The following is a 26267-nucleotide window of genomic DNA, read 5'->3' as shown; positions in this document are numbered from 1 at the left end:
GACCGACATGGATATCATCGCCAAGATGCGTGACGTGTCGCTCGATGAGCTGCACCCCAATGAACGGCTCAAGGTCGACAGCCACTATCTTTACGGCACCCTTGAGGAGAGCTTGGCCGACCGGGCTACCGGCGCGGTCAATGAAGCGGATACCCAGCTGACCAAGTTTCATGGCTTCTATCAGCAGGATGACCGAGATGTGCGCGACGACCGCCGCCATCGCAAACTGGAGCCGCTGTATTCGTTCATGGTGCGCCTGCGCTTGCCCGGCGGGCGGGTATCGCCTGAGCAGTGGCTGACGCTGGATGACAACGCCAGGCGCTATGCCAACGGCACGCTGCGTATCACTACACGCCAGACCTTTCAGTATCACGGGGTGTTCAAGGAAAACCTGCGCGGCCACTTGCAAGCGCTGGACAAGTCGATGATGGATACCATCGCCGCCTGTGGCGATGTCAACCGCAACGTGATCTGCACCGCCAATCCGCACCGCTCGCCAGTGCATCGTCAGGTTTACGACCTCGCGCACGAGATCAGCACTCGCCTATTGCCGAGCACTCGGGCCTATCACGAGATATTTCTCGGTGAGGAGCGTGTGGCGGGCGGGCCTCAGGAAACCGGCGACGAGGTCGAGCCGCTCTACACACGGCATTATCTGCCGCGCAAGTTCAAGGTCGCGCTGGCGATCCCGCCCGAGAACGATGTCGATGTGTTCGCCCATGATGTCGGCTTCATCGCCGACGTACAGGCGGGCGAGTTGCAGGGCTTCAATGTTTGCATCGGTGGCGGCATGGGCATGACGCACGGTGAGACCGCGACCTTCCCGCGACTTTCCGACATCGTCGGCTACTGTACGCCGGATCGCGCGGCCGCCGTGTCGGAGGCGGTCATGCTCGTGCAGCGTGATAACGGTAATCGTCACGACCGCAAGCAGGCGCGTCTCAAGTACACTGTCGAGGCCCTGGGCGTCGACGGCTTTCGCGAGCGCGTCGAGGAGTATCTGGGCGAGTCGCTGGCGCCGGCGCGTGAATTGCCGCTCACCCACAATGGCGACCGACTGGGTTGGTATCAGGGGGAGGACGGCCTCTGGCACTACGGCCTGTTCGTTCAAAATGGTCGTCTGGCCGATGTCGATGGGGGCGCTCAGCTACTGACGGGCATGCGCGAGATCGCCAAGGCGCATGAAGGCGATATCGTGTTGACCACCAACCAGAACCTGATCATCACCCAGGTGCCCGAGGCACGCCGCGAGGCCATCGACACGCTGCTGGCGGATTACGCGATGACGTTCGAGACGACACCACTGCGGCGTCACGCGATGGCCTGTGTGGCATTCCCCACTTGTGGCTTGGCGATGGCCGAAAGCGAGCGTTATCTGCCGTCACTCATCGACCGGCTCGAGGCGATCATGCATGACGCGGGCCTTGGTGACGACGCCATCATCGTGCGTATGACGGGTTGCCCCAACGGTTGTGCGCGGCCCTATCTGGCGGAAATCGGCTTCGTAGGCAAGACCTTGGGACGCTACAACCTTTATCTGGGGGGCGGTTTCGCTGGTGAGCGCCTCAATAAGCTCTATCGCGAGAACATCGACGAGGCGACCATTCTCGAGGAGCTCACGCCGCTGATTCAGCGTTACGCCGCCGAGCGCGAGGCGGATGAGGCATTCGGCGACTTCGTGGTGCGCGTGGGCGTGATTGCGCCGACCCTGGCCGGGCGCGAGTTCCACACGCGCTGAGCCTGCGCCCAAACTTGCTTCTACTGTCCTTGGCGTCAGGGGGCGCCAAGGCGTGGCGTCCGATCGCGCGATGTCGTGTTATCGGAAGACGAAACTCGGCCCTTCGTGAATGCCGATCTGCTGCAACAGTTTGACCAGCGCGCCATAATCGCGAAGTGAGCGCTTCGTGCGGCTCTTCGAGGCCATGTCTTGCAGTATGCTCTCGCGTTCGGGAATCGCCAGATAATCGAGAATGGCGCGCCAGAATCCTACGTCGAGTTCGACGAAGTCGTCGATGGCGCGCATCAAGTGGGCGCGAAAGATCGCTTGCTGTCCGGCACTGAGGCGCTCGTAAACGGCGCGGGCGATCTCGCCGAAAATGGCGGCGTGCGAGGCTTCGTCCTGGCGGTGGAGCTCGGTATTCAGGCGGTTGAGCGGCTGGATGCTGCGGTCCTGCGAGAGACGTTTCAAGAATACGTTGATGGTCATTTCGGCCACGGTGGCGTAGGCCATGCGGATCAAGGCGAACTCACGCTCGTTGTCCGCCTTGGAAAGCGCTGTCTCCATGCGTTGCTCGAGCAGGGGCGTGGGAATGCGCAAGTCCTGGAGTCGGTGCTGGCGGCGCGCGCAGTCGCAGACTTCCAGGCACATCAGAATATGGAACTGCTCGTCCACCTGGGTCTGCGCGATGGCCTTTTTGGAGACGGTATCGCCGACGCCGGGCAGGGCATCCTGTAGCAGCAACGAGCACATGGGATTGATGACCTTGTCCTCGACGAAGATCGTCTTCTCGTTGTAGTTGATCCAGGCGCCAGCGAGGACGCGGCGTTTGTCCGCTTCGCCGATGGCCTGGAAACGCGAGTCGTCCCAGAAAGGCACCATCGACGATGGGAAATCCGGCGCCGTGGTGTCGTAATATTCGCTCAGGTCGAGCCGCGCCTTGCGCACTGCGACGCGCTGGTTCCAGTTCTCGGTGAGGCGCGCGAGTACCTCGTTTTCACGCGCCGTCGTAGGGTTGTCGGTACCGGTGTACATGTGGATTCTTCCTTGAAAATCCTTGCCTAGAAGCCAGCCGCTTTCCCGAGCGATGGGCGATGTTGATCGAGTTTACGCAGGAAGTTCGCCAGCATGAGGTGGCCCTGCTCGGTGAGGATGGACTCGGGATGAAACTGCACGCCTTCGATGTCCAGGTCGCGATGACGGATGCCCATGACATCCTCGATATTGCCCTGTGCGTCACAGGTCCAGGCGCTGATCTCGAAATTGGCGGGCATGCGCTGGCGGGTGACGATGAGTGAGTGGTAGCGGGTCACGCGCACCGGTTGGCTGACGCCGGTGAACACGCCGCGTCCGTCGTGGTGAACGTGGGATACCTTGCCGTGCATGACCTCGCGAGCGTGCTCGATGTACCCATCGAAGGCCTCGGCGATCGCTTCGTGTCCCAGACAGATGCCCAGAATCGGGACCTTACCTGCGTAGGCCTTGATGACCTCGAGCGTAATGCCGGACTGCGAGGGCGTGCAGGGCCCCGGCGAAATCAGGATACCCTCGATGTCGTGGCTCGCCAGTTGGTCAAGCGTCATCGCATCGTTCTTGACGATCCAGGGCTGTGTGCCCAGTTGGTTGAGGTAGGACACGATGTTGTAGGTGAACGAATCGTAGTTATCAATGAGACACAGCATAGGTAGCCTCCTGGCCCGCCCAGGCGGTAAGGGTTTGTATGGCCTGCTCGCTGAGCGTGACCGGTATGACGCCGCGCACGGCGTTGGTCAGCCATATGGCATCGGCGTCGAGCAGATCCCGCGGCGTGATCGGACGTTCGCAACAGCGCTCGCAACTCGCTTCTATGAGCGTGTCGCGTGCGATGCCGGGCAGTACGCCTTCGTCGATTGGCGGTGTCAGCAGCAAGCCGTCCTTCTCGATGAATAGGTTATGGCGACTGGCCTCGGTCACCCGGCCTTCGTGGTTGAGGAAGGCGACGTCGTAGTCGCCTTGAGCCTGGTGGCGTCGATATTCGCTATTGTAGATAGTGCGTTCGGTGGTCTTGTAACGCAGCAAGAAGGCGTGCTGGTCGATGGGGTGGGCGCTGATGCCCAGTCGCGCTGTAGAGGGCGCTTCTTCCTCGGGCCCTAGTGACGTGGTGGTGATATCGAACTGGCCGTCGTGGGCCAGGGAAAGACGCACTCGTGTGTCCTGATCGAGTCCATCGATGGCCTCGGCGAGGGCCAGTCGGACGCTGGCGGCCGCGTAGACGAAATGTAGATCGCGGGCTGCGTGTGACAGCCGTTGCAGGTGCTTCTCAAGGTGCTCGATATGGGCGCCTTCCGCCCGGTAACGCATGGTCTCGATGAGTTGCAGGTCCTGATTGAGCCCGCTCAAGAAACGCGCCTTGAGCAGGCATTCCTCGTATTCGGCTTCAGGGTCCGACTCATGAAGCACGCCGCCGCCAATTCCCATCTCCGCATGGCCATCGGCATGTGCGATGCAGGTGCGGATGGGTACGTTGAAACAGAAATCGTTGTGAGGCGTCAGATAGCCGATTGCGCCGGTATAGACGCCGCGCGCTTCGAGCTCGAGTTCTTCGATGATCTGCATCGTGCGTATCTTGGGGGCGCCGGTGATCGAACCGCAGGGAAATAGCTCGCGTAACACATGTTCGATCCTGGCGTTGGAGTCGATCTTGCCGGTCACGGTGGAAATCATCTGATGCAGCGTCTCGAAGGTCTGTATCTCGAACAGATTCTTGACCGCCACGGATCCCGGCGAGGCGACGCGACTGACATCGTTGCGCAGCAAATCGACGATCATCACGTTCTCGGAGCGTGTCTTCGTATCGTGACGCATCGTATCGAGAATAGCGGCATCTTCTTGGGCCGATGTCCCACGTGGGAAGGTGCCTTTCATGGGCTTGGACTCCAGTTCTGTGCCTTGTTTACGCAGAAAGAGTTCCGGCGATAGCGACAGTACTGAATACTCTGGAAAATTGAGCAGCCCACCAAACTCGACTTTTTGGCGACTTCGGAGTTTGCGATACAGGGCGACGGGTGAGCCTTGATATTCGAAGCGATATTTTAGTGTGTAGTTGACTTGATAAGTGTCACCTTCTCTAATATAAGACTTTATTTTTTCGATATTAGCGAGGTACTCTTCGCGTCGCGCGTTGAGCGCCAAGTGGCGAATGGCTGCAGGTGTCGTGTCGGGCGTGCGTGCTTCGAGGAACCGGTTGGCTTGATGCTGCGACAAACGGCGTACATCGCGAAACGCATAGAAATGCACGAGTGGGGCATCGCTCTTGGCGCGATTGCAAAACTTGAAGTCCGGCTTGTCCGCCAGCGCGTAGCCCGCCTCATAGGCGAGATAGCCAGACACGTAATAGCCTTGCTCACGCAACTCATCGAGCTCGCGCAACGCGCCCTGCAATGCATCGTTGCGGTAACAGATCACTTCGTATTCGGGGTTTTCGAACAACAATGAAGCGCGGTGATCGCTTGAGCAACGGGTGTTCTCGAGCAATATGAAAACATTGTCTGTTTGTTGTTTGTTTAGGCTGCGCATCACCCATGCTCCCTGGTATTAATTATATGTTTATTTAAGAGCGCGCAGGAGTTGGTGTCAATGATGATTATATTGGTATTATTATGTAATATATTTAATGCAAAGAGGTTATTATGCGTTTAAAAACAACCTTAAAAATGGGGTGGTAAATCTACACAATGCGTGGCAGGAAAATACCGCGTGCCGATGAAAATGCTCATCCCGCCGCCGGTCGCAATGCGATTCATCGACGGCGGAACGACTCAACGCAGCTGGCTATCCTTGCTGCCTCGACGGTTGTAGCCGCTGGCATCAAAGCGTTCATGCCGATCACGCTCGCTCTGGCAAGCAATGCACAGTCGTACCCCAGGTACGGCATCACGCCGCGCTTGGGGGATAAGATCGCCGCATTCCTCGCAGTGGCTCAGACTTTCGCCGCTGGGTAGCCGATGGCGCGAGCGCTGCACAGCGTCTTCGACGGTGCTATCGATCTGGTCCTGTACGGCACCGTCCTTCGACCATCCTCCTGCCATGTCATCTCTCCTCGGCATGTGGCATGCCGTGCCTGCGGTTGGGCTCACGGGCGCTCAACTCGTGGCAAGCATTCCCGTGGCGTTCTCGACTTCCTCGCTCGACATCAGCGATAAGGTGACCGGTATCGACTTGCCGGCGATGGTATTGCTTTGGCGGTCCCGGTTGGTGACTGGAATCAGGTCGTTGACCTCCGGGTAGTACGCGCCCAGGCAGTTCTCGGGTAAATCATAGGCGATGAGCTTGAAACCGGATACCTGGCGTTCGATGCCATCGTCGCTGACGGCGGTCAGCGTGACGCGATGTCCCGCCTCGAAGCCGTGTTTCTCCATGTCCGTGGGATTCATCATCACCACGCTGCGGGTACCGTAAATGTCACGATAGCGGTCGTCATAGGAATACACGGTGGTGTTGAACTGATCGTGACCGCGAATCGAGAGCAGTTGGAAGTGCGTATCGTCGGGGACGGAATCGTCCTCGGTGAGCATGTCGCCGGGGAACAGGAAATTAGCCTTGCCCGAGTCGGTGTGCCAGAGACGGTCACGCGCGGCGATATCGAGATGGAATACGCCTTCCGCGTCGAGCCGGCGGTTGTAATCGCGGAACGTCGCAGGCTGTGTGGCTTCGATCTTGTCGCGGATGCGCGCGTAATCTTCGCTGAGCCATTCCCAGTCGACCTTGGGATTGGGTGAGAGCGTGGCGCGTGCCAGTCCGGCGACGATGGCAATCTCCGAGCGCAAATGTGGCGATGCCGGCTCCAGTGCGCCGGTCGAGCCTTGCACGTTGCACATGCCGTCCTCGATGGTGATGGTCTGTTCGACGCCGGACTGGATATCCTTCTCGGTGCGCGCCAAAGGTGGTAGCAAGTAAGCGGCCTTGCCGTGAAGCAGGTGGCTTCGATTGAGCTTGGTGGCGATCTGCACGGTTAACGGAATATGTTTGACGCGTGCGGCGACGCGCGCCTGATCCGAAATCGCGCGGAAGAAGTTGCCGCCCATGCCGAGGAAGGCGTCGACCTCGTCGCGCAGGATGGCCTCGCAGCATAGTGCGACGTCATGGCCGCGCTCGCGCGGGCATTGGATACCGAAGACCTCGTCCATCTTCGATAGGAACGCCTCGCCGGATTTGTGAAAGATCCCCACGGTGCGGTCACCCTGGACGTTGGAGTGGCCGCGCACAGGGCAGGCACCGGCGCCGCGGCGGCCGATGTGACCGCCCATCAGCAGTAGGTTGAGGATCTGATGAACGTTGTCGCCGCCACGGATGTGCTGGGTGATACCCATACCCCAGCAGCAGATGACGCGCTTGGCACGCATCCATGCCTCGGCGGCTTCCTCCATGGCCGCGCGCTCGAGACCACTATGACGTTCGAGACGTTCCCAGGACAGTGCTCGGCAATGCGCAGCGAAGTCCTCGAAACCGGCGGTGTGCATACTGATGAACTCATGATCGATCACCCCCTGGCGGCTCTCGGCATGTGCCGCGTCATCAGCCTCGAGGATGCGTTTACACATGCCTTGAATGGCGGCGATATCGCCGCCTATGCGTACCTGATGGTATTGCGAGCTGATCGGCATGCCGTGGTTGGTGAGCATGTCCTTGGGTGTCTGCGGATTGGCGAACTTGACCAGCGCCCGCTCGCGAAGCGGATTGAAGGTGATGACCTCGGCGCCGCGCTGGCGCGCCTCATGCAGCAGGCCCATCATGCGCGGGCTGTTGGTACCGGCGTTCTGACCGAAGATGAAAATCGCATCGGCGTGCTCGAAATCCTCCAGGGTCGTGGTGGCCTTGCCCACGCCGATACTCTGGGGGAGCGCCACGGTGGTCGTCTCGTGACACATGTTGGAGCAATCCGGGAAGTTGTGCGTGCCCAGCATGCGACCATAAAGTTGCCACAGAAACGCCGCTTCGTTGGATGTGCGCCCCGACGTATAAAGCTCGACTTTTTGAGGATCGTAGGTCTTGAGGCGCTCGCCGATCTCCCGAAATGCCGTTTCCCAGTCGATGGGATCATACTTGTCGGTGGTGGCGTTGTAGCGCATCGGATGCGTCAGTCGGCCTTGCTTCTCGAGTGCGTGATCCGACCAGTCGAGAAGTTCGCTCAGCGTGTGCTTGGCGAAGAACTCCGGGGTGGTGCGTGCCGCTGTGGCCTCCCAAGCGACGGCTTTGGCACCGTTTTCACAGAATTCCGCCGGGCCGGGCTTTGCGGGATTGGGCCAGGCACAGCTAGGGCACTCGAATCCGCCTTGGGGCTGATTGATCTTGAGCATCAAGGCATTGCCATTGAAGGGCACTTTCTCGCGCAGGAAATGCGTCTCGGTGGCCTGGATCGATTGCCAGCCTCCGCCTGGGGCATCGTGCGGGCTCTGCTGGCCGTGTACTGCATCATCCGTGAGCGAACGCGCCATGCTAACTCCTCCTACGGTCACCCAACCTACGATAGAGCACGATACGTCGCGAACTCATCGTATGGTGGCTAGTAAGTATGTGACTAGCGAGTATGGCAATGACAGCGCGATCTTGCAGGGACAATTAAGGGAGAAGTGGAGAAAAGGGCAGGGAAGCAGAGACACGCCCGCGGCGTGTCTCACGGCGAGCGAAGGGTCACACCAAGGCGGCGACGGCGGCCTTGGCGACTTGCACGTCTTGATCGGGTTTGACGCCGGAAACGCCGACGCTAGCGATGACGTTACCCTCGACGATCAGCGGCACGCCACCGGCGAGCAAGGCTTGCATCGGCGCGCTGACGAAGGCGGTGCGGCCGTTATTGATCATATCCTCGAAGACTTGGGTCTCCTTGCGGCCGATCGCAGCGTTACGTGCCTTTTCGGTAGCGATTCCGGCGCTGAACGGTGCCGCGCCGTCGAGTCGACGCAGGCCGAGTAGATGGCCGCCGGCATCGGCGACGGCGACGGTGATGGCCCAACCGTTGGCGTCGGCTTCTTGCTGAGCGGCGTCGAGCAACTGATTGACGTCGCTAAGTTCAAGCACTGCGTGGGTCTTCATTTGTGTCTCCTTGGTAGATAATTGCTGCGGGCTACGGGACGTTCGCAGCTCGAGGCGCGTCACTCGTAGCAGGAGTCAGGGCCTCATCGACGATTTCGATCCAGTGTCGCACCGGGGTGCGGCCTGCACCTGCCAAGTGAGTCTGACAGCCAATGTTGGCGGTGACGATTTCCTCGGGGTGACCCGCTTCGAGCGCGTCGAGCTTGTCATTGCGTAATTGTGTCGCCAAGGCCGGCTGGGTGATGGAGTAGGTCCCGGCCGATCCACAGCATAGGTGGGGATCGCGCACCGGGGATAGTGTGAATCCCAGGCGTGTCAAGACGCCTTCTACGGCGCCGCCGAGTTTCTGGGCATGCTGCAGTGTGCAGGGGCAGTGGAAGGCGAGGCGCTTGTCGTGGCGCGGTGCCAGCGTCTCGAGGTCTTCGTCGCGAAGGATTTCGACTAGATCCTTCGCGAGGGCGCTGACATGGCGTGCCTTGTCGGCATAGCGTGGGTCGTCGGCGAGCATCTCGCCATATTCCTTGACGAAGGCGCCGCAGCCGCTGGCGGTCTGCACGATGGCCTCGGTGCCTGCCTCGACGTGTGGCCACCAGGCGTCGATATTGGCTCGCATGCGCTCGCGTCCGTCTTTCTGGGCATTGAGGTGATAGTCGATGGCACCGCAGCAGCCTGCCTCCGGGGCTGAACTCAGGGCGATCCCCAGACGGTCGAGAACGCGTGTCGCGGCGGCATTGGTGTTGGGGGAAAGCCCTGGCTGTACGCAACCCTCGAGCACCAGCATATGGCGGTCGTGGGTAGCGGGTTCTGTGCGCCCCACATTGACCGCGCGGGGTGGAATCTTGTCCTTGAGCGGCCCCGGCGCCAGCGGGCGAAAGGTTTGCCCCAACGCTAGCAATGTCTGGAAGCGACGTGGCTCGACCAGTGCCTTGCGTAGGCCATAACGCAAGGCGCGCTCCTTGTAGGAACGTCCGACGCGACGCTCGACCTCGGCGCGCCCGATATCCAGAAGCTTGTGATATTCGACCCCCGAGGGGCAGGTGGTTTCGCAATTGCGACAGCTTAGGCAGCGGTCGAGATGTGTTTGCGTTTCTTGCGTGACTCGGTCGTCATCGTCGCGGCTTTCCAGCAGCTCCTTCATCAGATAGATGCGTCCGCGCGGGCCATCGCGTTCGTCGCCCAGAAGCTGATAGGTCGGACAGGTCGCGTTGCAGAAGCCACAGTGCACGCACGACCGCAGGACGCGGTCGGCCTCGCGAATGTGCGGTTGGCGTAGGGCTTCGTCGGTGAAATTCGTCTGCATGGCTATAGCCCCTCGTAGAGTCGCCCGGGGTTGAAGATGCCGTGCGGGTCGAGCTCGGCCTTGAGTCGGCGGTGGTACTTGGTGAGCACGGGCGAGAGTGGTGTGAAGGGCGTCTCGATGCCATGCGGCCGGTCAAGGTCGATACGCGTCGCGTGCCCGCCGGCATGGGCAGCATGCCGGCGCATCGTTTCGGCCGGCGTATCGCTGCGCCACCAGCGTTGCGCGCCCGCCCAGTCGATGAGCTCGTCGCCGTCGAGCGGTACGGAAGGAGCGCGATGCGGTAGCGATAGCCGCCAGAGTGGGCGGCTGTCGTACTGGCGTGAGAAGAAGGGCAGCTCGAGCTCGCGCAGTCGTCGCCAGAAATCGACGTAATCCGGTTCGCCGCCGAGTCGCTTCCGCGTGTTGGCAACTGAGCCAGGACCGCCCTCGAGACGAATATGCAGTGTCTCGCCATCGTGCGCGGCACCGGTGATGGGCAGTGGCTCGCGTCCCCATTCGGCGAGGCGCGCCATGGCTGCGTCGCGGGACATCTCCAGGTGCAGCGTGGCGCTTTCGGCGGGACGCGGCAGGACCTTGAACGATACCTCGTCGATCACTCCCAGCGTGCCCTGTGCGCCGACCATTAACCGCGAAAGGTCGTAGCCGGCAACGTTCTTCATGACTTCGCCACCGAATCGTAGCCGCTTGCCGTCGTGGGTAATGAGGCGTGTTCCGAGGACGAAGTCGCGCACGCTTCCCGCCCAGGGGCGGCGTGGGCCGGAAATTCCGCAAGCCACCATGCCGCCTACCGTGGCGGTGTCGGCAAAGTGCGGCGGCTCGAAGGCCAGTTGCTGGCCCTCATGGGCCAGTGCGGCTTGCAGATCGGCCAGGCGGGTGCCGGCGCGTACCGTGACCACCAACTCGACCGGGTCGTAGTGGACGATACCCGTGTGCGCGGCGAGCGAGAGCGTCTCGCCGCTTACGGGGCGGCCGTAAAAGCCCTTGCTGTCGCCGCCGACCAGGCGCAAGGGCGTATTGTCTTGCGCCGCTTGCCGCACGCGTTCGAGCAGGGTGTCGCTGGCATCGTGATCGGCGGCCGGCAGACTCTCCGGCGCGGGCGCCGGGTTTTGATCCTGGGGGTGTGTCATGGTTTCTCCTTCACACACGGCACGAGGCGCTTTTCAGACGAGTTCTAGAAGCGCGGCAATTCGGGGTGTGGCAATTGCCCCTGGTGAACGTGCATGGCGCCGAATTCGGCGCAGCGCGCCAGCGTCGGAATGTTCTTGCCGGGATTGAGCAGTCCGCGTGGATCGAAGGCGGCCTTGACGGCATGAAAGACCGTGATTTCGTCGGGATTGAACTGGGCGCACATCTGGTTGATCTTCTCGCGACCCACCCCGTGTTCGCCGGTAATGCTGCCGCCGACCTCGACGCAGAGTTCGAGGATTTTGCCGCCTACCTCCTCGGCCAGTGCCAGCTCGCCGGGGGCATTGGCGTCGAAAAGGATCAGAGGGTGCATGTTGCCGTCGCCGGCATGGAAGACGTTGGCCACGCGCAGGCCGTGGGTCGCCGAGAGCTCGGCGATGCCCTTGAGCACGCGTGGAAGCTCGCGACGCGGGATGGTGCCGTCCATACAGTAGTAGTCGGGCGACATGCGTCCCACCGCGGGAAAGGCGGCCTTGCGTCCGGCCCAGAAAGTGGCGCGTTCGGCATCGTCACGGGCGAGGCGGATATCGATGGCGCCGGCCGCTTCGAGGACGCCACGCACCGTTTCGCAGTCAGCGTGGACATCATCCTCGACGCCATCCAGCTCGCACAGCAGGATGGCGTCGGCATCCACCGGATAGCCGGCCTTGACGAAGTCCTCGGCAGCCTGGATGGCCAGTTTGTCCATCATCTCCAGGCCGCCGGGGATGATGCCTGCGGCGATGATGTCGCCGACTGCCTTGCCGGCCTTCTCGACGTCGTCGAAGCTGGCCATCAGTACCTTGGCGACCTCGGGCTTGGGTAGCAGCTTGACGGTGATCTCGGTGATCACGCCGAGCATGCCTTCGGAGCCGGTGAACAGCGCCAGTAAGTCGAAGCCCGGGGCATCCAGAGCCTCGCTGCCTAGCGTGATGTGTTCGCCCTCGATGGTCAGGATGTTCACTGCGAGAACGTTATGCACGGTCAGTCCGTACTTGAGACAGTGCACGCCCCCGGCATTTTCGGCGACGTTGCCGCCGATCGAGCAGGCGATCTGCGAGGAAGGATCGGGCGCGTAATACAGCCCATGAGGTGCCGCCGCTTCGGAGATCGCCAGGTTGCGCACGCCGGGCTGTACGCGGGCGGTACGTGCCTCGGGGTCGATATCGAGAATGCGGCTGAAACGGGACATCACCAGCAGCACACCTCTTTCGAGTGGTAGAGCGCCACCGGAAAGGCCGGTGCCCGCGCCTCGCGTGACCACCGGCACGCCTTGGGCGTGGCAGATGCCGAGCAGGGTTTCCACCTGCTCCAAGGTGTCGGGAAGCGCCACCAGCATGGGTAGCACGCGGTACGCGGAGAGGCCATCGCACTCGAAGGGGCGAAGGTCTTCCTCGCGATGCAACAACGTCATGCCAGGTAGGTGGGCGGTTAGATGCGTCAAAAGGGCGTCCTTGTCTACCGTCGGCAGCGTGCCGTCCAGGCGTTCGTCAAAGAGGATGTTCATACGGTCTCCTTGGGCGATGCCGCCACGCGTGGGCGTGGACTCGGTGCATGGCGCGGGACAGGACCTCGCCACTTATGGAAAGTGTTTCCATATTCGCGCATGGCAAACGATTGTGCCTATTAGCCGAAAGGATAAAATATGGGTAATTGGTAAGACCAATAATGCCCTCCCCAGTGCGATCCGGAGAGGGCATTACCCATGAGGGGGTCGGCCGGTGCGGGCTAGCCGAGTAGTGGATCGCTGACCCCGATCACGTAGAACGCGAACAAGCCGATGAGGCCCGTGAAGATAAGGTAGTAAAGCGTCGGCAGGATCGTCTTGCGCAGCGTAGTGCCCTCGCGGCCCAGCAGGCCCACGGTAGCGGAGGCGGCGACCACGTTGTGAATGGCGATCATGTTGCCGGCGGCCGCGCCCACGGCTTGCAGCGCCACCATCATCGCGGTGGACAGCCCCAAGGCCTCGGCGACATTGAACTGGAAGTCCGAGAGCATCAGGTTGGAGACTGTGTTGGAACCCGCGATGAACGCTCCCAACGCACCGACGGCGGGGGCGAAGAACGGATAGACATGCCCCACGCCATCGGCGACGAGTTGCGCCATGGCCACGGGCATCGAGACTAGATCGGCCTGGTTGACGCCGGAGTTGATCAGGATGCGTACCATCGGCACGGTGAAGATCAACACGAAGCCGGCGCCCAACAGCGTCTTGGTCGATTCGCTGAAGGCCGCACCCAGCTCGCTAGCGCGCATGCGGTGCAGCAACACGGTAAGCAGCACCACGATCAGGATGATGCCTCCAGGCAGGTACAAGGGCTGAAGGCTACCCGAGACACCGCTTTCACCGAGGATGTCGTTCCAGCTAAGGCTGATCGACTGAAGCGTCGAGGTGACCGACGGCACGGTGCGCGAGATCACCAGAAGAACGGCCAGCAGCACATACGGCACCCAGCCCATGAAGACCGACATCGGCGCCTTGCCGGCGACTTGATCCATCTTGATTTCCAGGCGTCCGAGCCACTCGTCCGGCCAGGTCGTGCTGTCCGGGAAGTCCCAGGTGTCTTTGGGTAGCAGGAAGCCTTTCTTGGCGGCTGGCACGACAATCGCCAGACCCACCAGGGCACCGATCATCGATGGGAACTCAGGGCCCAGGATCACGCCCACCAGGGCGTAGGGCACCACGAAGGCGACGCCAGTGAACAACGCGAACGGTGTGATCGAGAGCCCTTCCTTCCAGGAGCGGTTGGCACCGAAGAAGCGCACCATCACGATGACCATGATCAGTGGCATCAGGACCCCCACGATGGCGTGGGTAATGGCGACTTCCGAGGCGACCAGTCGAAAGAAGCTTTCCCAGCTCGAGCCGCTGGCGGTCAGTTGTTCGGTGATCGCGTTGCGGTTGAGGCCGCCGGTGACGCCCACCACGATGGGTGTGCCGACGGCGCCGAAGGAGACCGGCGTGGACTGAATCATCATGCCCACGGTCACCGCGCCCAGCGCGGGAAAGCCCAGTGCCACCATCAGCGGCGCCGCCACGGCTGCTGGGGTTCCGAAACCGGAGGCCCCTTCGATGAAGCAGCCGAACAGCCAGGCGACGATCAGCGCTTGCACGCGTCGGTCGGGGCTGATGCTGGAAAAACCGTTGCGAATGGCGGTGATGCCGCCGGAGTGCTTCAGCGTATTGAGTAGCATGATGGCGCCGAAGATGATCCACAAAAGGCCCACGGTGAGGATCAGTCCCTGGAACGTCGAGGCAGCGACCCGGGTGAACGTCATATCCCAGGCCAGCAAGGCGATCAGCGCGGTGACCACGAAGACTACGGGCATGGCGACCTTGGCCTGAACTCGGAAGCCAATCAGCAGTACGCCGGCCAGCACCAATGGCAGGAAGGCGAGTAGCGAGAGCAGCGTTTGATTCATGAAAGTGCCCCTGATTGTGTTGTTGTGCAGCGCAAGACGGAGGCAGGCGAATATCGCCCGTCATCGCGCAAAAGATAAACGTGAAATGCGACAGGGCCAATTGTTGGATAATTGGTATTACCAATAATGGATTCAATCTGGTGAGGTCGAAATATCTTTCAAAATCAAATTTCTATAGCCTTGCTTGTGACCTTCGTCGGAGTCTTTCGGCGTGTTGACGAGGTGTTTAGTACGTCTTGAGTTCGACTAATAGACGAGCCTTTTCAAGGACATCGCCGCCTGGGCGCGGGCGTCGTAGGCGCGATTGCGTGGCATGTGGTAGCGTCGGAGGTCCGGCGCGTGGAGTATTCTCACGCTAAGCCTATGATCAAAAAGGAGCGGTGGCATGGCGTTGCAGATGTACGATTTGAGCGGGCGTGACGAGCGGCTGCGGTTCTCGCCTTACTGCTGGCGCGTGCGTTATGCGCTGGCACACAAGGGCCTGGAATGCGATTTCATTCCATGGCGTTTCACACAGAAAGAGGCGATCGCGTTTTCGGGACAAGGCAAGGTGCCGGTACTCGTCGACGGTGAGACCTCGGTCACCGATAGCTACGAGATCTTCCGCTATCTGGATCGCGTGTACCCGCAAAATCCGCTGTTGGGCGACGACATGTCGGAGTCACGGGCGCGCTTCTTCAAGTTCTACAGCGAGCGGGCCCTGGCGCCGGGGATCCTGCGCACCATCGTCATGGACTTGTTCAACGTCGTGCATCCTGACGATCAGGCCTATTTTCGTGAAACGCGTGAAAAGGCGCTGGGACGCAGCCTCGAGGAAATGCATGCGCCCAGCAAAGGACTCTCGGCACTCGATGCGGCCCTCGAGCCGTTGCGTGGGCGTCTCGAAGAGGCCGACTTCCTCGACGGCGAAGCGCCCGGCGGTGCCGACTACATGGTCTTCGGTCATTTCATGTGGGCACGGTGTGTCTCGGCGGCGGATCTCGTCTCCAATGCCGACCCGGTCTATGCCTGGATCGAGCGCATGCTGGATCAGCATGGTGGCGTAGGGCGCAATGCCACGCGCATCGTCGACATCGAGGGCGGCTATCCTGGTTGATGGCGCTGTGAGTGTGCCATGAGGGGTAGGGCGTATGTGGATAAGGAGCAAAGCATGAGCGATATCGTATTGATTACTGGCGCGACCTCGGGCTTCGGGCGTGCTGCGGCACGGCGTTTTGCCGAGGCCGGCTGGTCGTTGATTCTCACCGGGCGGCGCGCGGAGCGTCTCGAGGATCTCGAGAAGGAGCTAAACGACAAGGTGCCTGTGCATACCGCGGTGCTCGACGTGCGGGACGCCGAGGCGATCAAGGACGTCGTTGCGGCGCTGCCGGAAGGTTTCCGCGCGGTCAAGGCGTTGATCAACAACGCCGGCTTGGCCCTGGCACCGGAGCCGGCGCAGAAGACGGATCTGAACGACTGGCATACGATGATCGACACCAACATCACCGGCTTGGTCAACGTGACGCATGCGCTGCTGCCTACGCTGATCGAGACCGGGGCCGGCGCGAGTATCGTCAACCTGGGGTCGGTCGCGGGGCAGTGGCCGTATCCGGGAAGTCACGTCTACGGCGCGAGCAAGGCATTCGTGCAGCAGTTTTCCTATAACCTGCGTTGCGATCTGCAAGGCACTGGCGTGCGGGTCACCGATATCGCGCCGGGCATGGCCGAAACCGAGTTCACGCTGGTGCGCACTGGCGGCGATCAGGCGGCCTCCGACAAGCTTTACGGCGACACCACACCACTCGAGGCCGAGGATATCGCCGAGTTGATCTGCTATACGGTGTCGCTGCCGGCACATGTCAACGTCAATCGCCTCGAGGTCATGCCGACACGCCAGGCGTGGTCGGCCTTCGCCATCGACCGCGACTGATCAGTCGTCGGCGATCAAGCGCTTGCCAAGGGTCACGAAGTCACCTTCGTCGTACCCTTGGCGGCGGTAATAGTCGATCAGCGTGGGATGCTCGTTGCGTACCATCAGCATCAGCTTCGGGCAGCCCCGGGCCTGCAGGGCGCGCTCCACGGCGGTGAGTAATTGGCGGCCAAGGCCGCGGCGCTGGCAATCGGGGCTGACCGCCAGATAGTGCACCCAGCCACGATGACCGTCGTAGCCCGCCATGGCACTGGCGATCACCGCGCCCGCTTCCACTCCCACCAGAAACAGGCTGGGGTCTTCCGCGAGCTTGCGTGCGATGTCGCGGCGTGGGTCGTTCCATGGGCGCGTCAGCTCGCAGCGTTGCCAAAGCGCAATGACGCTCTCTTCATCTTGGGGCTGGAAAGGGCGGATCTGCATATTTATCTCTCGGATGACGTGGGTCGTCAGGCGCTCTTGGTCGCGGAGATGGCCGGTGTTTGACGCTCGGCCATGACGTCGGCCTGACGTTCCAACACCAAGACGAGTCGCTCGATCAATCCCTCGATGAGCTCGCGCGCGTCTTCCTCGATGCCGCCATGGCGTGCGATGGCATCGTCCAGCGCTTGGCCGGCCTGGTTTATTCCCTGAGGCGAGCGGCCATGGGCACTGTCCTCGAAGCCGTCGGCCAGCGTGGCCAGAAGATGTTGCATGGCGTCACGTACAGGCGCCGGTGCGTCTTCCAGGCGGTGGCGCAGGCGTAAACACGAGCGACCCAGGTCGAGGCCGTTGAGGCCGATCATGAATAGGTGGCGATGATCCTCGGGCAGCATGTCGTCGTGCCGTGCGAGTTGCAGCAGGCGATCGGCCATGCGGCCGCTGAAGCGGCTTTCGGCTTCATGCAAGGGCTGCTGGTCGATATACCGCAAGTCGTGGCTGATGGCGCCGATCAAACGCCGGCGCCGGATCGGCGTGCCCAGGCCGGGGAACAGGCGGAACCCCATCACCACGGCGCTGAGCCCGACAATGACGGCGATGGCGCGATTGGCGAAGCTGTCGAATGAGAATTCCATCCCATTGCCGGGCATGGTCAGCAGAATATTGAAGATAGTGAAGGCAAGGCAATAACCCATCAAGCGTGGGTTGGAGGCGCCAAGCAGCCCTAGGAACAGCGGCGTGACGAAGAGCATGGCGAGCATGGGAAAGCCGTTGGCCTGCGAGAGCAACACATGGCCGAACAGGAAGGCGCTGGGCAATGCGGCCAGCATGCCTTTGAAGAACATCATGCAGATCGTCACGGGGTTATCGCGTGTGGCGAAAAACGCCGAGAACAGAGTGCCGAGAAGCATCGCGACCTGGCCGTTGTTCCAGTGTGTCTGCAACCAGAAGATGGCCAGACACGAAAAGACCAGCCCCGCGCGGCCGGCATTGAGCAACGCCACCAGGTGATCGCGGTGCCAGGACAACGAGCCGCCGCGTAGTTGCTTGCGCCCGGGGTGGGCGATGGCCTCGCGCGCGTCGAGCATGATCATGGCATGACCGAGGACCTCGCGCAGCGCCAGAAGCACACGGCGCTGCAAGGGGTCGAGCTGCGTGTCGGAATAGCCGTGAGCGCGCTTGCGCAGATCCTGTAGTTGGCGGCGTGCGGCGGGTACGCCTTTCACGTGCTCGGCGTTGCGAAAGCCGTCGGCGATTTCGTTGGCCAACTGGTGCAGGGGCGCGCTGATGCGCTCGCGATGGTCGTGCAGCAACTGATAAAGCGCGCCCAGCGTGGCGAAGAACCGCAACGTGCGTCGGGTGAGCACGTGCGTCGCGCGGATTCGGCCGCCGCCATCGGGGCCCTCGTAGCGTGCCGCCTGGCTGTCGGTTTCGAGCATCGTCAGCGGCTCGAGACTGGCGGTCAACGATTGCTGCATGGCGTCCAGGCCATCGCCGGCATCGAGGCGTTGCCCGGCGTGCGTGAAGGCGTGGTTGATTACCTCGTCGGCTTGATTGGCCAAGTGGTCCTTGACGCGCGTGGGCCATAGCAAGGCACTGACAAGAGTGGCGCAGAGGGCGCCGAGCCCCAGCTCGGAGAGCCGTGCGACGGCGATATCGAAGAGGCCGCCGGGCTGACCGGCGGCGATGACCACGATCAGCATTGCCGTGACGGCTCCCATGATGCAGCCGTAGGAAAAGTTGTTGCGCAACAGCGAGCTGCCGTAGGTGCAGAACATGATCCACAGCGTCAGCACTACCAAGGCGGGCACACGTGCCTGTGCGAAGAAGGCCATGATGACGATGCCGACCAGCGCACCGATGAGGGTGCCGCCGATCTGGCAGATGCCTTTTTCGACGACCATGCCGCTCATCGGTCGGATCTGCAGGAAGGCTGCCGAGATCAACGCCCAATAGGGACGGTCGAGATCGCACCATAGCGCGATGTAAAGCGCCAGCAGCATCGCCAGTGTGGTCTTGGCGGCGAACTGCAGCGACGCCTTCGAAGGGGTGAGGTAGGTTTCCAGCCAAGGCGACATGGGCGGCTCAGTCGGTATCCGTCTCGTCGACGATATGGATGGTGGCGGTCATGCCGGCACTGAGCAGCGTCTCGTCGGGGACCTCATCGAGCGCGATGCGCACCGGAATCCGCTGCGCTAGCCTGACCCAATTGAAGGTCGGCTCGACCTGAGGCAAGAGCTGATCGTTGGGCGAGGTATTGCTATCGGCAATCCCGCGTCCGACGCCCGTGACATGGCCACGCAATTCGGTATCGCCGTTCATCAGCGTGATCTTGGCGGTGTCGCCTTCATCGATACGCGACATCTTGGTCTCTTCGAAATACCCGGTCACGTAGTAGGAGTCCGCTTTGAGCAGTGCCATCACGGCATTGCCGGCCGAAACGTAGTTGCCCTCGGTAAGGTGCAGATTGAGGATATGCCCATCGGCGGGTGCCTTGACCACGGTGCGCTTCAAGTCGAGCTGGGCGCTTTCCAGGTTGGCCTGGGCCTCGTCGAGATTGGCTTTCGCCACGCGGGTATCGATTCGCGCGACTTCACGATCCTCGCTGCTGATGGCCTGATTGCTCAAGTTGTTGCGCCGGTTCTCCTCGTGTCGCTTGAGCTCCAACTGCGCTTGGTTCAACGCGACCATGGCCTGGGCTTTGTTGACGGCAGTTTGGTAACGCGCCTGATCGATCTGGAACAGGGTGTCGCCTTGTTCGACTTTCTGCGTGTCGCTCACTGGCAGCTGGCGCACCCAGCCCGAGACATCCGGGGCGATCGTGACGACATCGGCACGAACGCGGCCGTCGCGTGTCCATGGCGTATATAGATAGTAATGCCAGAGCCAGACGCCGGCAGCGATGGCCAGTGCCACGACAACGAGGGTGATCAGCATGCGTAGCGGTGTGCGCATTTAAACGATTCCAGCAGTGGGCGAGAAGGCAAAGGCGACGGCGGCCGTAATGATGACGAACAAGGCGGCATCGAACCACGCTTCGAACCAAGGGATGTGTTGCCCTACGAGTCGATGCAATACGGTACGCACAATGAGTGCGCCGATGAACCCTAACAGGGCATAGATAAGCAGCGGACTGAGATAAATGCCACCGACAGCGATTTCCTTGAGACCCATTCCCTCTCCCATTCGCCAAGGCAAGCGCATATGTTAGCACGCTATCAAAATGCGCGACACCTGGACATCGGCATTTCGCATGAACCGGCTTCCACATGCACTGACTTTCACTTGAGCCAGCTTTTTATATGAACCGGTTCTTTATAAAAGAGAGTACAGCATGCCATTTTGAGGCTGTCAGTCTAGCGTGAAAACGCGCTCGGGCGGGATAGGTGAATGCAGGCGCCAGCTCTCCGGCACGGTCTGGCGGATCTGTTCGAGAAGCGTGACGCTCTTGCGAGGTAAACGCCCGAAGGGATAGAGCAAGGTGATGGGAAGTGACGAGGGTGCCCATTCTGCGAGGCAGGGCGCCAAGCTGCCGGGATGATGTTGAAGGCGTTTCTCGGCCATCCAGTGGGGGAGAAGGCCGAGGCCGCGTCCTCGTGCGATGGCATCGATATGCAGGACGTATTGATCCACGTGCAGACGTGAGGGCGGCAGCGTGATCCGGGTCTCTCCTTCACGCGTGTGATGCAACGTCACGCCTTCTTCACTGGTGCCGAGCAAATCGACCCAGGCGTGTTCTGTCAGTTCGCGGGGGTGGCGAGGCATGCCATGGCGCCGGAAATAGTCGGGATGCGCGTAGACGCCACGACGCATGTAGCCAAGCGTTTCCTGACGCAGGCCGCAGTCGGCGACGTCGCCCAGCCACAGGCACAGGGTCTCGTCTTCGGGGCCCGTGGGCGGCGTCATGCGGGTATGCAGGTTCAGGCGCACGCCCGGATGACGTGCCACGAAATCTTCCATCTGCTGGCTGAACCAGCCCCGCGCAAAGGCGTTATGCACCTCGACGGTCAACGTGCCGCTGACATCTGCGCGCAAATCGTCGAGCGCCTGCTGGCCTTGCTCGGCGAGGTGCAGTATCTGCTGACTGTAGGCAAGAAACAGCGTACCGGCTTCGGTGGGAAGCAGTCGGTTGGCTTGGCGTCGTAGCAGCGGTTGCCCCAGTCGTTCTTCCAACTGGCTGATACGCCGACTGAGTGTCGACTTCGCTAGCCCCAGTTCGCGTGCGCTGGCGGTCAGGCTGCCGGACGCCATGACCGAGGCGAACGCGGTCAATTCATCGAGATCGTGCATGCCATAGGCCATCATCAGCGTGGTGCGTGGAGTGGGTCACTATTCTGGCATATTGTGCGACGTTTTTGAAAATCATTAACGCTTGTAATTATCTCTTGTTGCGTTGCGGATTATGAAACGCCCTGTCCCGTGTTCTGTTGTCACTCTCTGTGAAAGAATCTAAATGATAAAAATTCGCATTAAATATCATGCAAAAGCTCCAGCGGTGTCGGAGCGGGATTCATCAGGGAGAACAACGCATCATGTCTCATTACGTTCGGCCATCAGTGCTTGCACTTGCCGTTACCACTCTCGGTACGCCGCTGGCCTATGCTGCCGATGACGATGTCCAACTCGACAATGTCGTCGTCACCGCCGCGGGATACGCCCAGCAGATACAGGACGCGCCGGCATCGATCAGTGTCATTTCGCGCGAGCAGCTCGAGAAAAAGGCCTACCGCGATATCACCGACGCCTTGCGTGATGTCCCCGGCGTTATCGTCACGGGAGGTGGTCGTGGCGATAACGGCGCCGATATCAGCATGCGTGGCATGCCGGCGCAGTACACCTTGATGCTCGTCGATGGTCGCCGCCAATCCTCGCGCGAGTCGCGTCCCAATGGAAGTGCTGGGTTCGAGCAGGACTGGTTGCCGCCACTGCAGGCCATTGAGCGGATCGAGGTCATTCGCGGGCCGATGTCGACGCTTTATGGCTCGGACGCGATCGGCGGGGTCATTAACGTCATTACGCGTAAGGTGGCCGATGATTGGCACGGCAACGTGCGTGCCGAAGCCACACTTCAGGAAGACAGCGACTCGGGCAATGCCAATCAGGGGCAGCTTTATGTCTCGGGGCCCTTGGCCGACGACCTGCTGGGGCTGCAAGTCTATGGCCAGTACCAGAAGCGTGAGGAAGATGACATCGAGCAAGGGTACGAGGACAAGGATCTACAAAGCCTGACCGCCAAATTTGCGCTGACCCCGAGCGAGAATCACGATTTTGGTGTTGAGGTCGGCAAGGAAACGCAGGATCGCGCGTCACATGTCGGCAAATCTGCCCCGGCGGAAGGGTGCCGCGGCGGCTGTACCGATAGCTATTCGGAGCATGATCGCGAACATTACGCATTGACCCATACCGGGCGCTGGGGATTCGCCACCTCCGACAGTTACGTCCAGCGCGAGGCCACCGATAACAAGTCGCGCGATATAGAAATTACCAACACCGTGGCGAACACCCAGTGGGTACTGCCGTTGTCGGGTCATATCGTGACGCTGGGCGCTAACTATGAGAAAGAAGAACTCGATGATCAGAACACCAACCAGATTTCTGACCGGACCCAGGTCAGTAACTATCAGTGGGCGCTGTTCGCCGAGGATGAATGGCTATTGACGCAAGATTTCTCGTTGACCGGCGGGGTGCGTCTGGATGACAACGAAAACTACGGTAGCCATGTCAGCCCGCGTCTGTATGGGGTTTGGCAGGCGGCGCCGCGCTGGACGCTCAAGGGCGGTGTTTCCACCGGGTATCGCGCTCCCGGGCTGCGTGAGGTAACGGCCGATTGGGGAGCCATTAGTCGTGGCGGTACCACTTACGGTAATCCGGATCTGGAGCCCGAGACATCGCTCAACCAGGAGCTGGCCTTGCTGTATAGCGCCCCGAGTGGCCTGAATGCCAGCGTGACACTGTTCCACAACGACTTCGAGGACAAGATCACGCGGGTACGTTGTGGCTCGGCCACGGCATGCCCGCCGGTAACGCAGTACGATACCGACGATGACGGCACTCTGCGGACCAATACCCGCATCAATGTCGACGAAGCCGTGACGCAAGGCGTGGAGCTCGCACTCTCGTCGCCGCTGACCGAGACGTTGACCTTGTCGACGAGCTATACCTATACCGACTCCGAGCAAAAAAGCGGCGAATACGAAGGCAATCCGTTGACCCAATTGCCCAAACATCAGTTCAGCGGCACGCTGGACTGGGCCCCGTCGCAGCGCCTCAATGCCTGGGCTCGCTTGACCTACCGCGGTAAGGAAAGTCAGCCCGTCGAAGGGCCCTCTTCCAATACCACCCGAGCCCCTTCCTACACCTTCGTGGACAGTGGCGGTTCATGGCAGCTCACCAGACGAACCAAGCTCATGCTCGGTGTCTATAACATCTTCGACGAAGAAATCGACTACGACGAATACGGTTACGTGGACGATGGGCGTCGGTATTGGGTAGGGGCAAGCCTCGACTTCTAAGCAGCGAATGAACGCTCGCGTCGTGCAGGGAGGCCTTGAGGCCTCCCTGTTGCGTTCGGCACGGCTGCCTAGCGAGTGTCTGGGTTGTTGCCATTGCGCATGCTATTTTCGGTAAGCTAATTCACTTGTCATGTGTATCAAGAAGGCCGTCAGGCCCGGAGTTCTATGTCACGTCGTCCGCTGGTTCGTCTTTGTATCGTTCATGCCCTGGCACTGTCGTTGGGTATGGCAAGTCTTTCGGCATTGGCGGGTGAGCGCGTCAAGGTCTTCGCTGCGGCCTCGCTGACCGATGCCGTCGATGCGCTGGCTGATGCTTACGGGCGCGATCACGATGTCGAGATCGTGCCTGTCTACGCCGCCTCGTCGACGTTGGCCCGGCAGATCGCCAATGGTGCGCCGGCGGCCATTTATCTCTCGGCCAATGAGCGCTGGATGGACTGGCTCGACGCGCAGGAGGGGATCACGCTCTCGCATCGCCACGATGTACTGGGCAATCGCCTGGCGCTGATTGCGCCTCGGGACAGCGATCTTGCTCGTTTCACACCGGATGAGACCGCCTCGATCGCCGAACGATTGGGAGACGGGCGTCTGGCACTCGGCAACCCGGAGCATGTCCCCGCGGGTATCTATGCCAAGCAGGCGCTGACATCGCTGGGTCAGTGGCAGGCGCTCGCGCCACGGCTGGCGCGTGCCGACAACGTGCGCAGTGCCTTGGCGCTGGTCGAGCGCGGTGAGGCGCCGTTGGGTATCGTCTATTCCAGCGATGCCGAGGCTAGCGACAAGGTCAAGACGCTGGGCCTGTTCCCGGACGCGTCCCATGAGCCGATTATCTATCCGATGGCATTGATCGGCGACGCACCGAGTGATGCGGCCAAGTCTCTGGCGGATTGGCTCGATGGCCGTCAGGCGGCCGCGATCTTTCAACGCTTTGGCTTTGCGACCGTGGCGGCGGAAGACGCGTCATAATGCTGACACCGCTGGAATGGGAGGCGCTGTCCCTGAGTCTGCGTGTTTCCGGTGTCGCGGTGGCCGTGATCCTGTTGCCGGGGCTGGGCATGGCCTACGTGTTGGCGCGTTTCGACTTCCCGGGCAAGACACTTCTCGATGGCATCGTGCATTTGCCGTTGGTGCTGCCGCCGGTAGTGGTGGGGTATTTGCTGCTGGTGTCGCTGGGGCGACAAGGCTCGCTGGGTCACTGGTTGCACGAAACGCTTGGCGTGAGTCTGCCCTTTACCTGGCAAGGGGCGGCGCTTGCCGGGGCAGTGATGGCGTTTCCGCTGTTGGTGCGTGCCGTGCGCCTGTCATTGGAGTCGGTCGACCGCAAGCTGGAGGAAGCGGCCCGCACGCTAGGCGCGAGCCGCTGGAAGACCTTTCTTACGGTGACCCTGCCGCTGATATTGCCGGGCCTTCTGACCGGTAGCGTGCTGGCATTCGCACGCTCGCTGTCCGAGTTTGGCGCGACGATTACTTTCGCCTCCAACATTCCCGGTGAGACGCGCACCTTGCCACTGGCGCTTTACAGCCTGGTGCAGACGCCCGGAAAAGAGGCCGCCGCCGCGCGGCTGTGTGTGATTTCGGTGATCGTGGCGTTGATCGCGCTGGTGGCGTCGGAATGGTTGGCGCGGCGTGCACGCCGACGCCTGGAGGGACGCCATGCTTGAGGCGCAGGTCTTTCAGCGGTTGGGCGATTTCACGCTCGATACCTCACTGGCGGTGCCGGCGGAAGGCGTCACGGCGTTGTTCGGGCGCTCGGGTAGCGGCAAGAGCAGTCTGATTCGCTTGATCGCCGGCCTGGAGGCGCCGGAGACAGGTACCATCCGGTTGGGCGATACATGGCTGGTGGATACTCAGCGCCACCTCTGGGTACCGCCCCATCGGCGCCAACTGGGCATCGTGTTTCAGGAAGCACGGCTGTTTCCGCATTATTCGGTGCGTGGCAATTTGCGCTACGGTATGCCGCGCGCGGCGCGCGCGGATTTCGATGGTCTTGTCGAACTGTTGGGGATCGGCCATTTGCTATCGCGTACGCCGGGGCTGCTTTCGGGAGGCGAGGCACGGCGCGTGGCCATCGGCCGGGCGCTATTGTCGCGACCGCGCATGCTGCTGATGGATGAGCCGCTTACCGGGTTGGATGGGGCGCGAAAGCAGGAGCTCCTGCACTATATCCGGCGCTTGGCGCGCGACACTGGCGTGCCGATTCTCTTCGTCAGTCATGACACGCGCGAAATCGGGGCCCTGGCCGATCGCGTGGCATTGATAGAAGAGGGCCGTGTCATGGCCAGCGGGCCGGTGGATGAGATGTTTGCGCGCCTCGATCTGGGCCCGCGTACGGGGCGTTTCGAGGCGTCTTCGTTGCTCGAGGCGCGTATCGTCGCGCATGATGAAGCGCTTTGCTTGACGCGTCTGGTACTGCCGGGCATGGCCGAGGGCGAGACGTTGAGCGTCGCGCGTCTCGAGGGGGCGGTGGGGGATACGGTGCGTTTGCGCCTGCGGGCGCGCGATGTCGGGATCGCGCCTTCATGGACGCCGCCTTTGCCGGATTTTGCCTGCATACCGGCGACGCTACGCGAGATCGGTGACGAAGCCCATGGCCCCTTCGTCGAGGTAATGCTGGACGTCGGCGGACAGGCGCTGCGGGCGCGTCTCACCCGCGAAGCCGTTGGCCAAATGGGACTGCGCGCGGGGCAAGCGCTGCAGGCGCGACTGCGTAGCGTGACGATCTCCCGCCATGATGTGATCGTGATGTGAGCGTAC

22 protein-coding genes are annotated in these 26267 nt (G+C 61.4%); 7 read left to right on the top strand and 15 right to left on the bottom strand.

Annotated features, from left to right (window positions below):
- Window positions 1-7 precede the first annotated feature (7 nt).
- Window positions 8-1738 carry an NADPH-dependent assimilatory sulfite reductase hemoprotein subunit gene (locus OP494_RS09545; protein ID WP_280540500.1) on the top strand — a complete coding sequence of 577 codons (1731 nt, stop codon included), beginning with the start codon at window positions 8-10 and terminating at the stop codon, window positions 1736-1738.
- A gap of 78 nt (window positions 1739-1816) precedes the next feature.
- On the opposite strand, the gene OP494_RS09540 is transcribed toward OP494_RS09545, so the two are convergent.
- The 10 genes from OP494_RS09540 to OP494_RS09495 form a co-directional block, all read right to left on the bottom strand.
- The gene (locus tag OP494_RS09540) at window positions 1817-2752 is read right to left on the bottom strand and encodes a diiron oxygenase (protein ID WP_280540499.1); all 936 of its coding nucleotides are present in this window, start codon (window positions 2750-2752) and stop codon (window positions 1817-1819) included.
- A gap of 26 nt (window positions 2753-2778) precedes the next feature.
- On the bottom strand, window positions 2779-3399 hold the full coding sequence (locus tag OP494_RS09535; protein WP_280540498.1) for an aminodeoxychorismate/anthranilate synthase component II: 621 nt from the start codon (window positions 3397-3399) through the stop codon (window positions 2779-2781).
- Complete coding sequence (pabB, locus tag OP494_RS09530; RefSeq protein ID WP_280540497.1) at window positions 3383-5272, bottom strand: aminodeoxychorismate synthase component I; 1890 nt, start codon at window positions 5270-5272, stop codon at window positions 3383-3385. Before pabB ends, OP494_RS09535 begins: the two co-directional genes overlap by 17 nt.
- Before the next feature lie 242 nt (window positions 5273-5514).
- Window positions 5515-5784: a DksA/TraR family C4-type zinc finger protein gene (locus OP494_RS09525; protein WP_280540496.1), complete on the bottom strand. Its 270-nt coding sequence runs from the start codon at window positions 5782-5784 to the stop codon at window positions 5515-5517.
- Window positions 5785-5838: 54 nt separating this feature from the next.
- A complete protein-coding gene (locus OP494_RS09520; RefSeq protein ID WP_280540495.1) occupies window positions 5839-8190 on the bottom strand; it encodes an FdhF/YdeP family oxidoreductase in 2352 nt (783 codons plus the stop codon).
- A 196-nt stretch (window positions 8191-8386) separates the two neighbouring features.
- Window positions 8387-8788: a heme-binding protein gene (locus tag OP494_RS09515; RefSeq protein WP_280540494.1), complete on the bottom strand. Its 402-nt coding sequence runs from the start codon at window positions 8786-8788 to the stop codon at window positions 8387-8389.
- 31 nt (window positions 8789-8819) lie between these two features.
- Entirely contained in the window at window positions 8820-10088 is a 1269-nt protein-coding gene (glcF, locus tag OP494_RS09510; RefSeq protein ID WP_280540493.1) for a glycolate oxidase subunit GlcF, read from the bottom strand.
- Window positions 10089-10090: 2 nt separating this feature from the next.
- Window positions 10091-11215: a glycolate oxidase subunit GlcE gene (glcE, locus tag OP494_RS09505; protein WP_280540492.1), complete on the bottom strand. Its 1125-nt coding sequence runs from the start codon at window positions 11213-11215 to the stop codon at window positions 10091-10093.
- 44 nt (window positions 11216-11259) lie between these two features.
- A complete protein-coding gene (glcD, locus tag OP494_RS09500) occupies window positions 11260-12759 on the bottom strand; it encodes a glycolate oxidase subunit GlcD (RefSeq protein WP_280540491.1) in 1500 nt (499 codons plus the stop codon).
- Window positions 12760-12980: 221 nt separating this feature from the next.
- Window positions 12981-14675, bottom strand: a complete 1695-nt coding sequence (locus tag OP494_RS09495; RefSeq protein WP_280540490.1) for an L-lactate permease — start codon at window positions 14673-14675, stop codon at window positions 12981-12983.
- A 385-nt stretch (window positions 14676-15060) separates the two neighbouring features.
- Here OP494_RS09495 and OP494_RS09490 point away from each other — a divergent pair, with 385 nt between their 5' ends.
- Complete coding sequence (locus OP494_RS09490; protein ID WP_280540489.1) at window positions 15061-15771, top strand: glutathione S-transferase N-terminal domain-containing protein; 711 nt, start codon at window positions 15061-15063, stop codon at window positions 15769-15771.
- Between the two features lie 54 nt (window positions 15772-15825).
- Window positions 15826-16584, top strand: coding sequence for an SDR family NAD(P)-dependent oxidoreductase (locus tag OP494_RS09485; protein ID WP_280540488.1), 759 nt, complete (start codon window positions 15826-15828; stop codon window positions 16582-16584).
- On the opposite strand, the gene OP494_RS09480 is transcribed toward OP494_RS09485, so the two are convergent.
- From OP494_RS09480 to OP494_RS09460, 5 genes are all read right to left on the bottom strand, one after another.
- A complete protein-coding gene (locus OP494_RS09480) occupies window positions 16585-17004 on the bottom strand; it encodes a GNAT family acetyltransferase (RefSeq protein WP_280540487.1) in 420 nt (139 codons plus the stop codon).
- Window positions 17005-17030: 26 nt separating this feature from the next.
- Window positions 17031-19079 (bottom strand): FUSC family protein, encoded by a 2049-nt coding sequence (locus OP494_RS09475; protein ID WP_280540486.1) that lies wholly within the window; start codon window positions 19077-19079, stop codon window positions 17031-17033.
- 7 nt (window positions 19080-19086) lie between these two features.
- Window positions 19087-19956: an efflux RND transporter periplasmic adaptor subunit gene (locus tag OP494_RS09470; protein ID WP_280540485.1), complete on the bottom strand. Its 870-nt coding sequence runs from the start codon at window positions 19954-19956 to the stop codon at window positions 19087-19089.
- Window positions 19957-20175, bottom strand: a complete 219-nt coding sequence (locus OP494_RS09465; protein WP_280540484.1) for a DUF1656 domain-containing protein — start codon at window positions 20173-20175, stop codon at window positions 19957-19959.
- Between the two features lie 177 nt (window positions 20176-20352).
- Window positions 20353-21291 (bottom strand): LysR family transcriptional regulator, encoded by a 939-nt coding sequence (locus OP494_RS09460; protein WP_280540483.1) that lies wholly within the window; start codon window positions 21289-21291, stop codon window positions 20353-20355.
- A 242-nt stretch (window positions 21292-21533) separates the two neighbouring features.
- On the opposite strand from OP494_RS09460, the gene OP494_RS09455 reads away from it, so the two are divergent.
- From OP494_RS09455 to modC, 4 genes are all read left to right on the top strand, one after another.
- Entirely contained in the window at window positions 21534-23513 is a 1980-nt protein-coding gene (locus OP494_RS09455; protein WP_280540482.1) for a ligand-gated channel protein, read from the top strand.
- A gap of 165 nt (window positions 23514-23678) precedes the next feature.
- Window positions 23679-24479, top strand: a complete 801-nt coding sequence (gene modA / locus OP494_RS09450; RefSeq protein ID WP_280540481.1) for a molybdate ABC transporter substrate-binding protein — start codon at window positions 23679-23681, stop codon at window positions 24477-24479.
- A complete protein-coding gene (gene modB, locus OP494_RS09445; RefSeq protein WP_280540480.1) occupies window positions 24479-25174 on the top strand; it encodes a molybdate ABC transporter permease subunit in 696 nt (231 codons plus the stop codon). The genes modA and modB overlap by 1 nt, the downstream gene beginning before the upstream one ends.
- Entirely contained in the window at window positions 25167-26261 is a 1095-nt protein-coding gene (gene modC / locus OP494_RS09440; RefSeq protein ID WP_280540479.1) for a molybdenum ABC transporter ATP-binding protein, read from the top strand. The genes modB and modC overlap by 8 nt, the downstream gene beginning before the upstream one ends.
- Window positions 26262-26267 lie beyond the last annotated feature (6 nt).

The organism is Chromohalobacter sp. 11-W (genome assembly GCF_029889905.1).
Taxonomy (GTDB): domain Bacteria; phylum Pseudomonadota; class Gammaproteobacteria; order Pseudomonadales; family Halomonadaceae; genus Chromohalobacter.
Note: the sequence above shows the minus strand (reverse complement) of the source record. Positions and strands in the feature narration are given on the sequence as shown.

Coding starts and splice junctions, on each gene's coding strand:
- modC (WP_280540479.1), top strand. CDS start 25,167: ATGCTTGAGGCGCAGGTCTTTCAGCGGTTGGGCGATTTCACGCTCGAT.
- OP494_RS09490 (WP_280540489.1), top strand. CDS start 15,061: ATGGCGTTGCAGATGTACGATTTGAGCGGGCGTGACGAGCGGCTGCGG.
- OP494_RS09520 (WP_280540495.1), bottom strand. CDS start 8,190: ATGGCGCGTTCGCTCACGGATGATGCAGTACACGGCCAGCAGAGCCCG.
- OP494_RS09545 (WP_280540500.1), top strand. CDS start 8: ATGGATATCATCGCCAAGATGCGTGACGTGTCGCTCGATGAGCTGCAC.
- OP494_RS09515 (WP_280540494.1), bottom strand. CDS start 8,788: ATGAAGACCCACGCAGTGCTTGAACTTAGCGACGTCAATCAGTTGCTC.
- pabB (WP_280540497.1), bottom strand. CDS start 5,272: ATGCGCAGCCTAAACAAACAACAAACAGACAATGTTTTCATATTGCTC.
- OP494_RS09480 (WP_280540487.1), bottom strand. CDS start 17,004: ATGCAGATCCGCCCTTTCCAGCCCCAAGATGAAGAGAGCGTCATTGCG.
- OP494_RS09475 (WP_280540486.1), bottom strand. CDS start 19,079: ATGTCGCCTTGGCTGGAAACCTACCTCACCCCTTCGAAGGCGTCGCTG.
- OP494_RS09470 (WP_280540485.1), bottom strand. CDS start 19,956: ATGCGCACACCGCTACGCATGCTGATCACCCTCGTTGTCGTGGCACTG.
- modA (WP_280540481.1), top strand. CDS start 23,679: ATGTCACGTCGTCCGCTGGTTCGTCTTTGTATCGTTCATGCCCTGGCA.
- glcD (WP_280540491.1), bottom strand. CDS start 12,759: ATGAACATCCTCTTTGACGAACGCCTGGACGGCACGCTGCCGACGGTA.
- glcF (WP_280540493.1), bottom strand. CDS start 10,088: ATGCAGACGAATTTCACCGACGAAGCCCTACGCCAACCGCACATTCGC.
- glcE (WP_280540492.1), bottom strand. CDS start 11,215: ATGACACACCCCCAGGATCAAAACCCGGCGCCCGCGCCGGAGAGTCTG.
- OP494_RS09525 (WP_280540496.1), bottom strand. CDS start 5,784: ATGGCAGGAGGATGGTCGAAGGACGGTGCCGTACAGGACCAGATCGAT.
- OP494_RS09460 (WP_280540483.1), bottom strand. CDS start 21,291: ATGCACGATCTCGATGAATTGACCGCGTTCGCCTCGGTCATGGCGTCC.
- OP494_RS09465 (WP_280540484.1), bottom strand. CDS start 20,175: ATGGGTCTCAAGGAAATCGCTGTCGGTGGCATTTATCTCAGTCCGCTG.
- OP494_RS09455 (WP_280540482.1), top strand. CDS start 21,534: ATGTCTCATTACGTTCGGCCATCAGTGCTTGCACTTGCCGTTACCACT.
- modB (WP_280540480.1), top strand. CDS start 24,479: ATGCTGACACCGCTGGAATGGGAGGCGCTGTCCCTGAGTCTGCGTGTT.
- OP494_RS09485 (WP_280540488.1), top strand. CDS start 15,826: ATGAGCGATATCGTATTGATTACTGGCGCGACCTCGGGCTTCGGGCGT.
- OP494_RS09540 (WP_280540499.1), bottom strand. CDS start 2,752: ATGTACACCGGTACCGACAACCCTACGACGGCGCGTGAAAACGAGGTA.
- OP494_RS09535 (WP_280540498.1), bottom strand. CDS start 3,399: ATGCTGTGTCTCATTGATAACTACGATTCGTTCACCTACAACATCGTG.
- OP494_RS09495 (WP_280540490.1), bottom strand. CDS start 14,675: ATGAATCAAACGCTGCTCTCGCTACTCGCCTTCCTGCCATTGGTGCTG.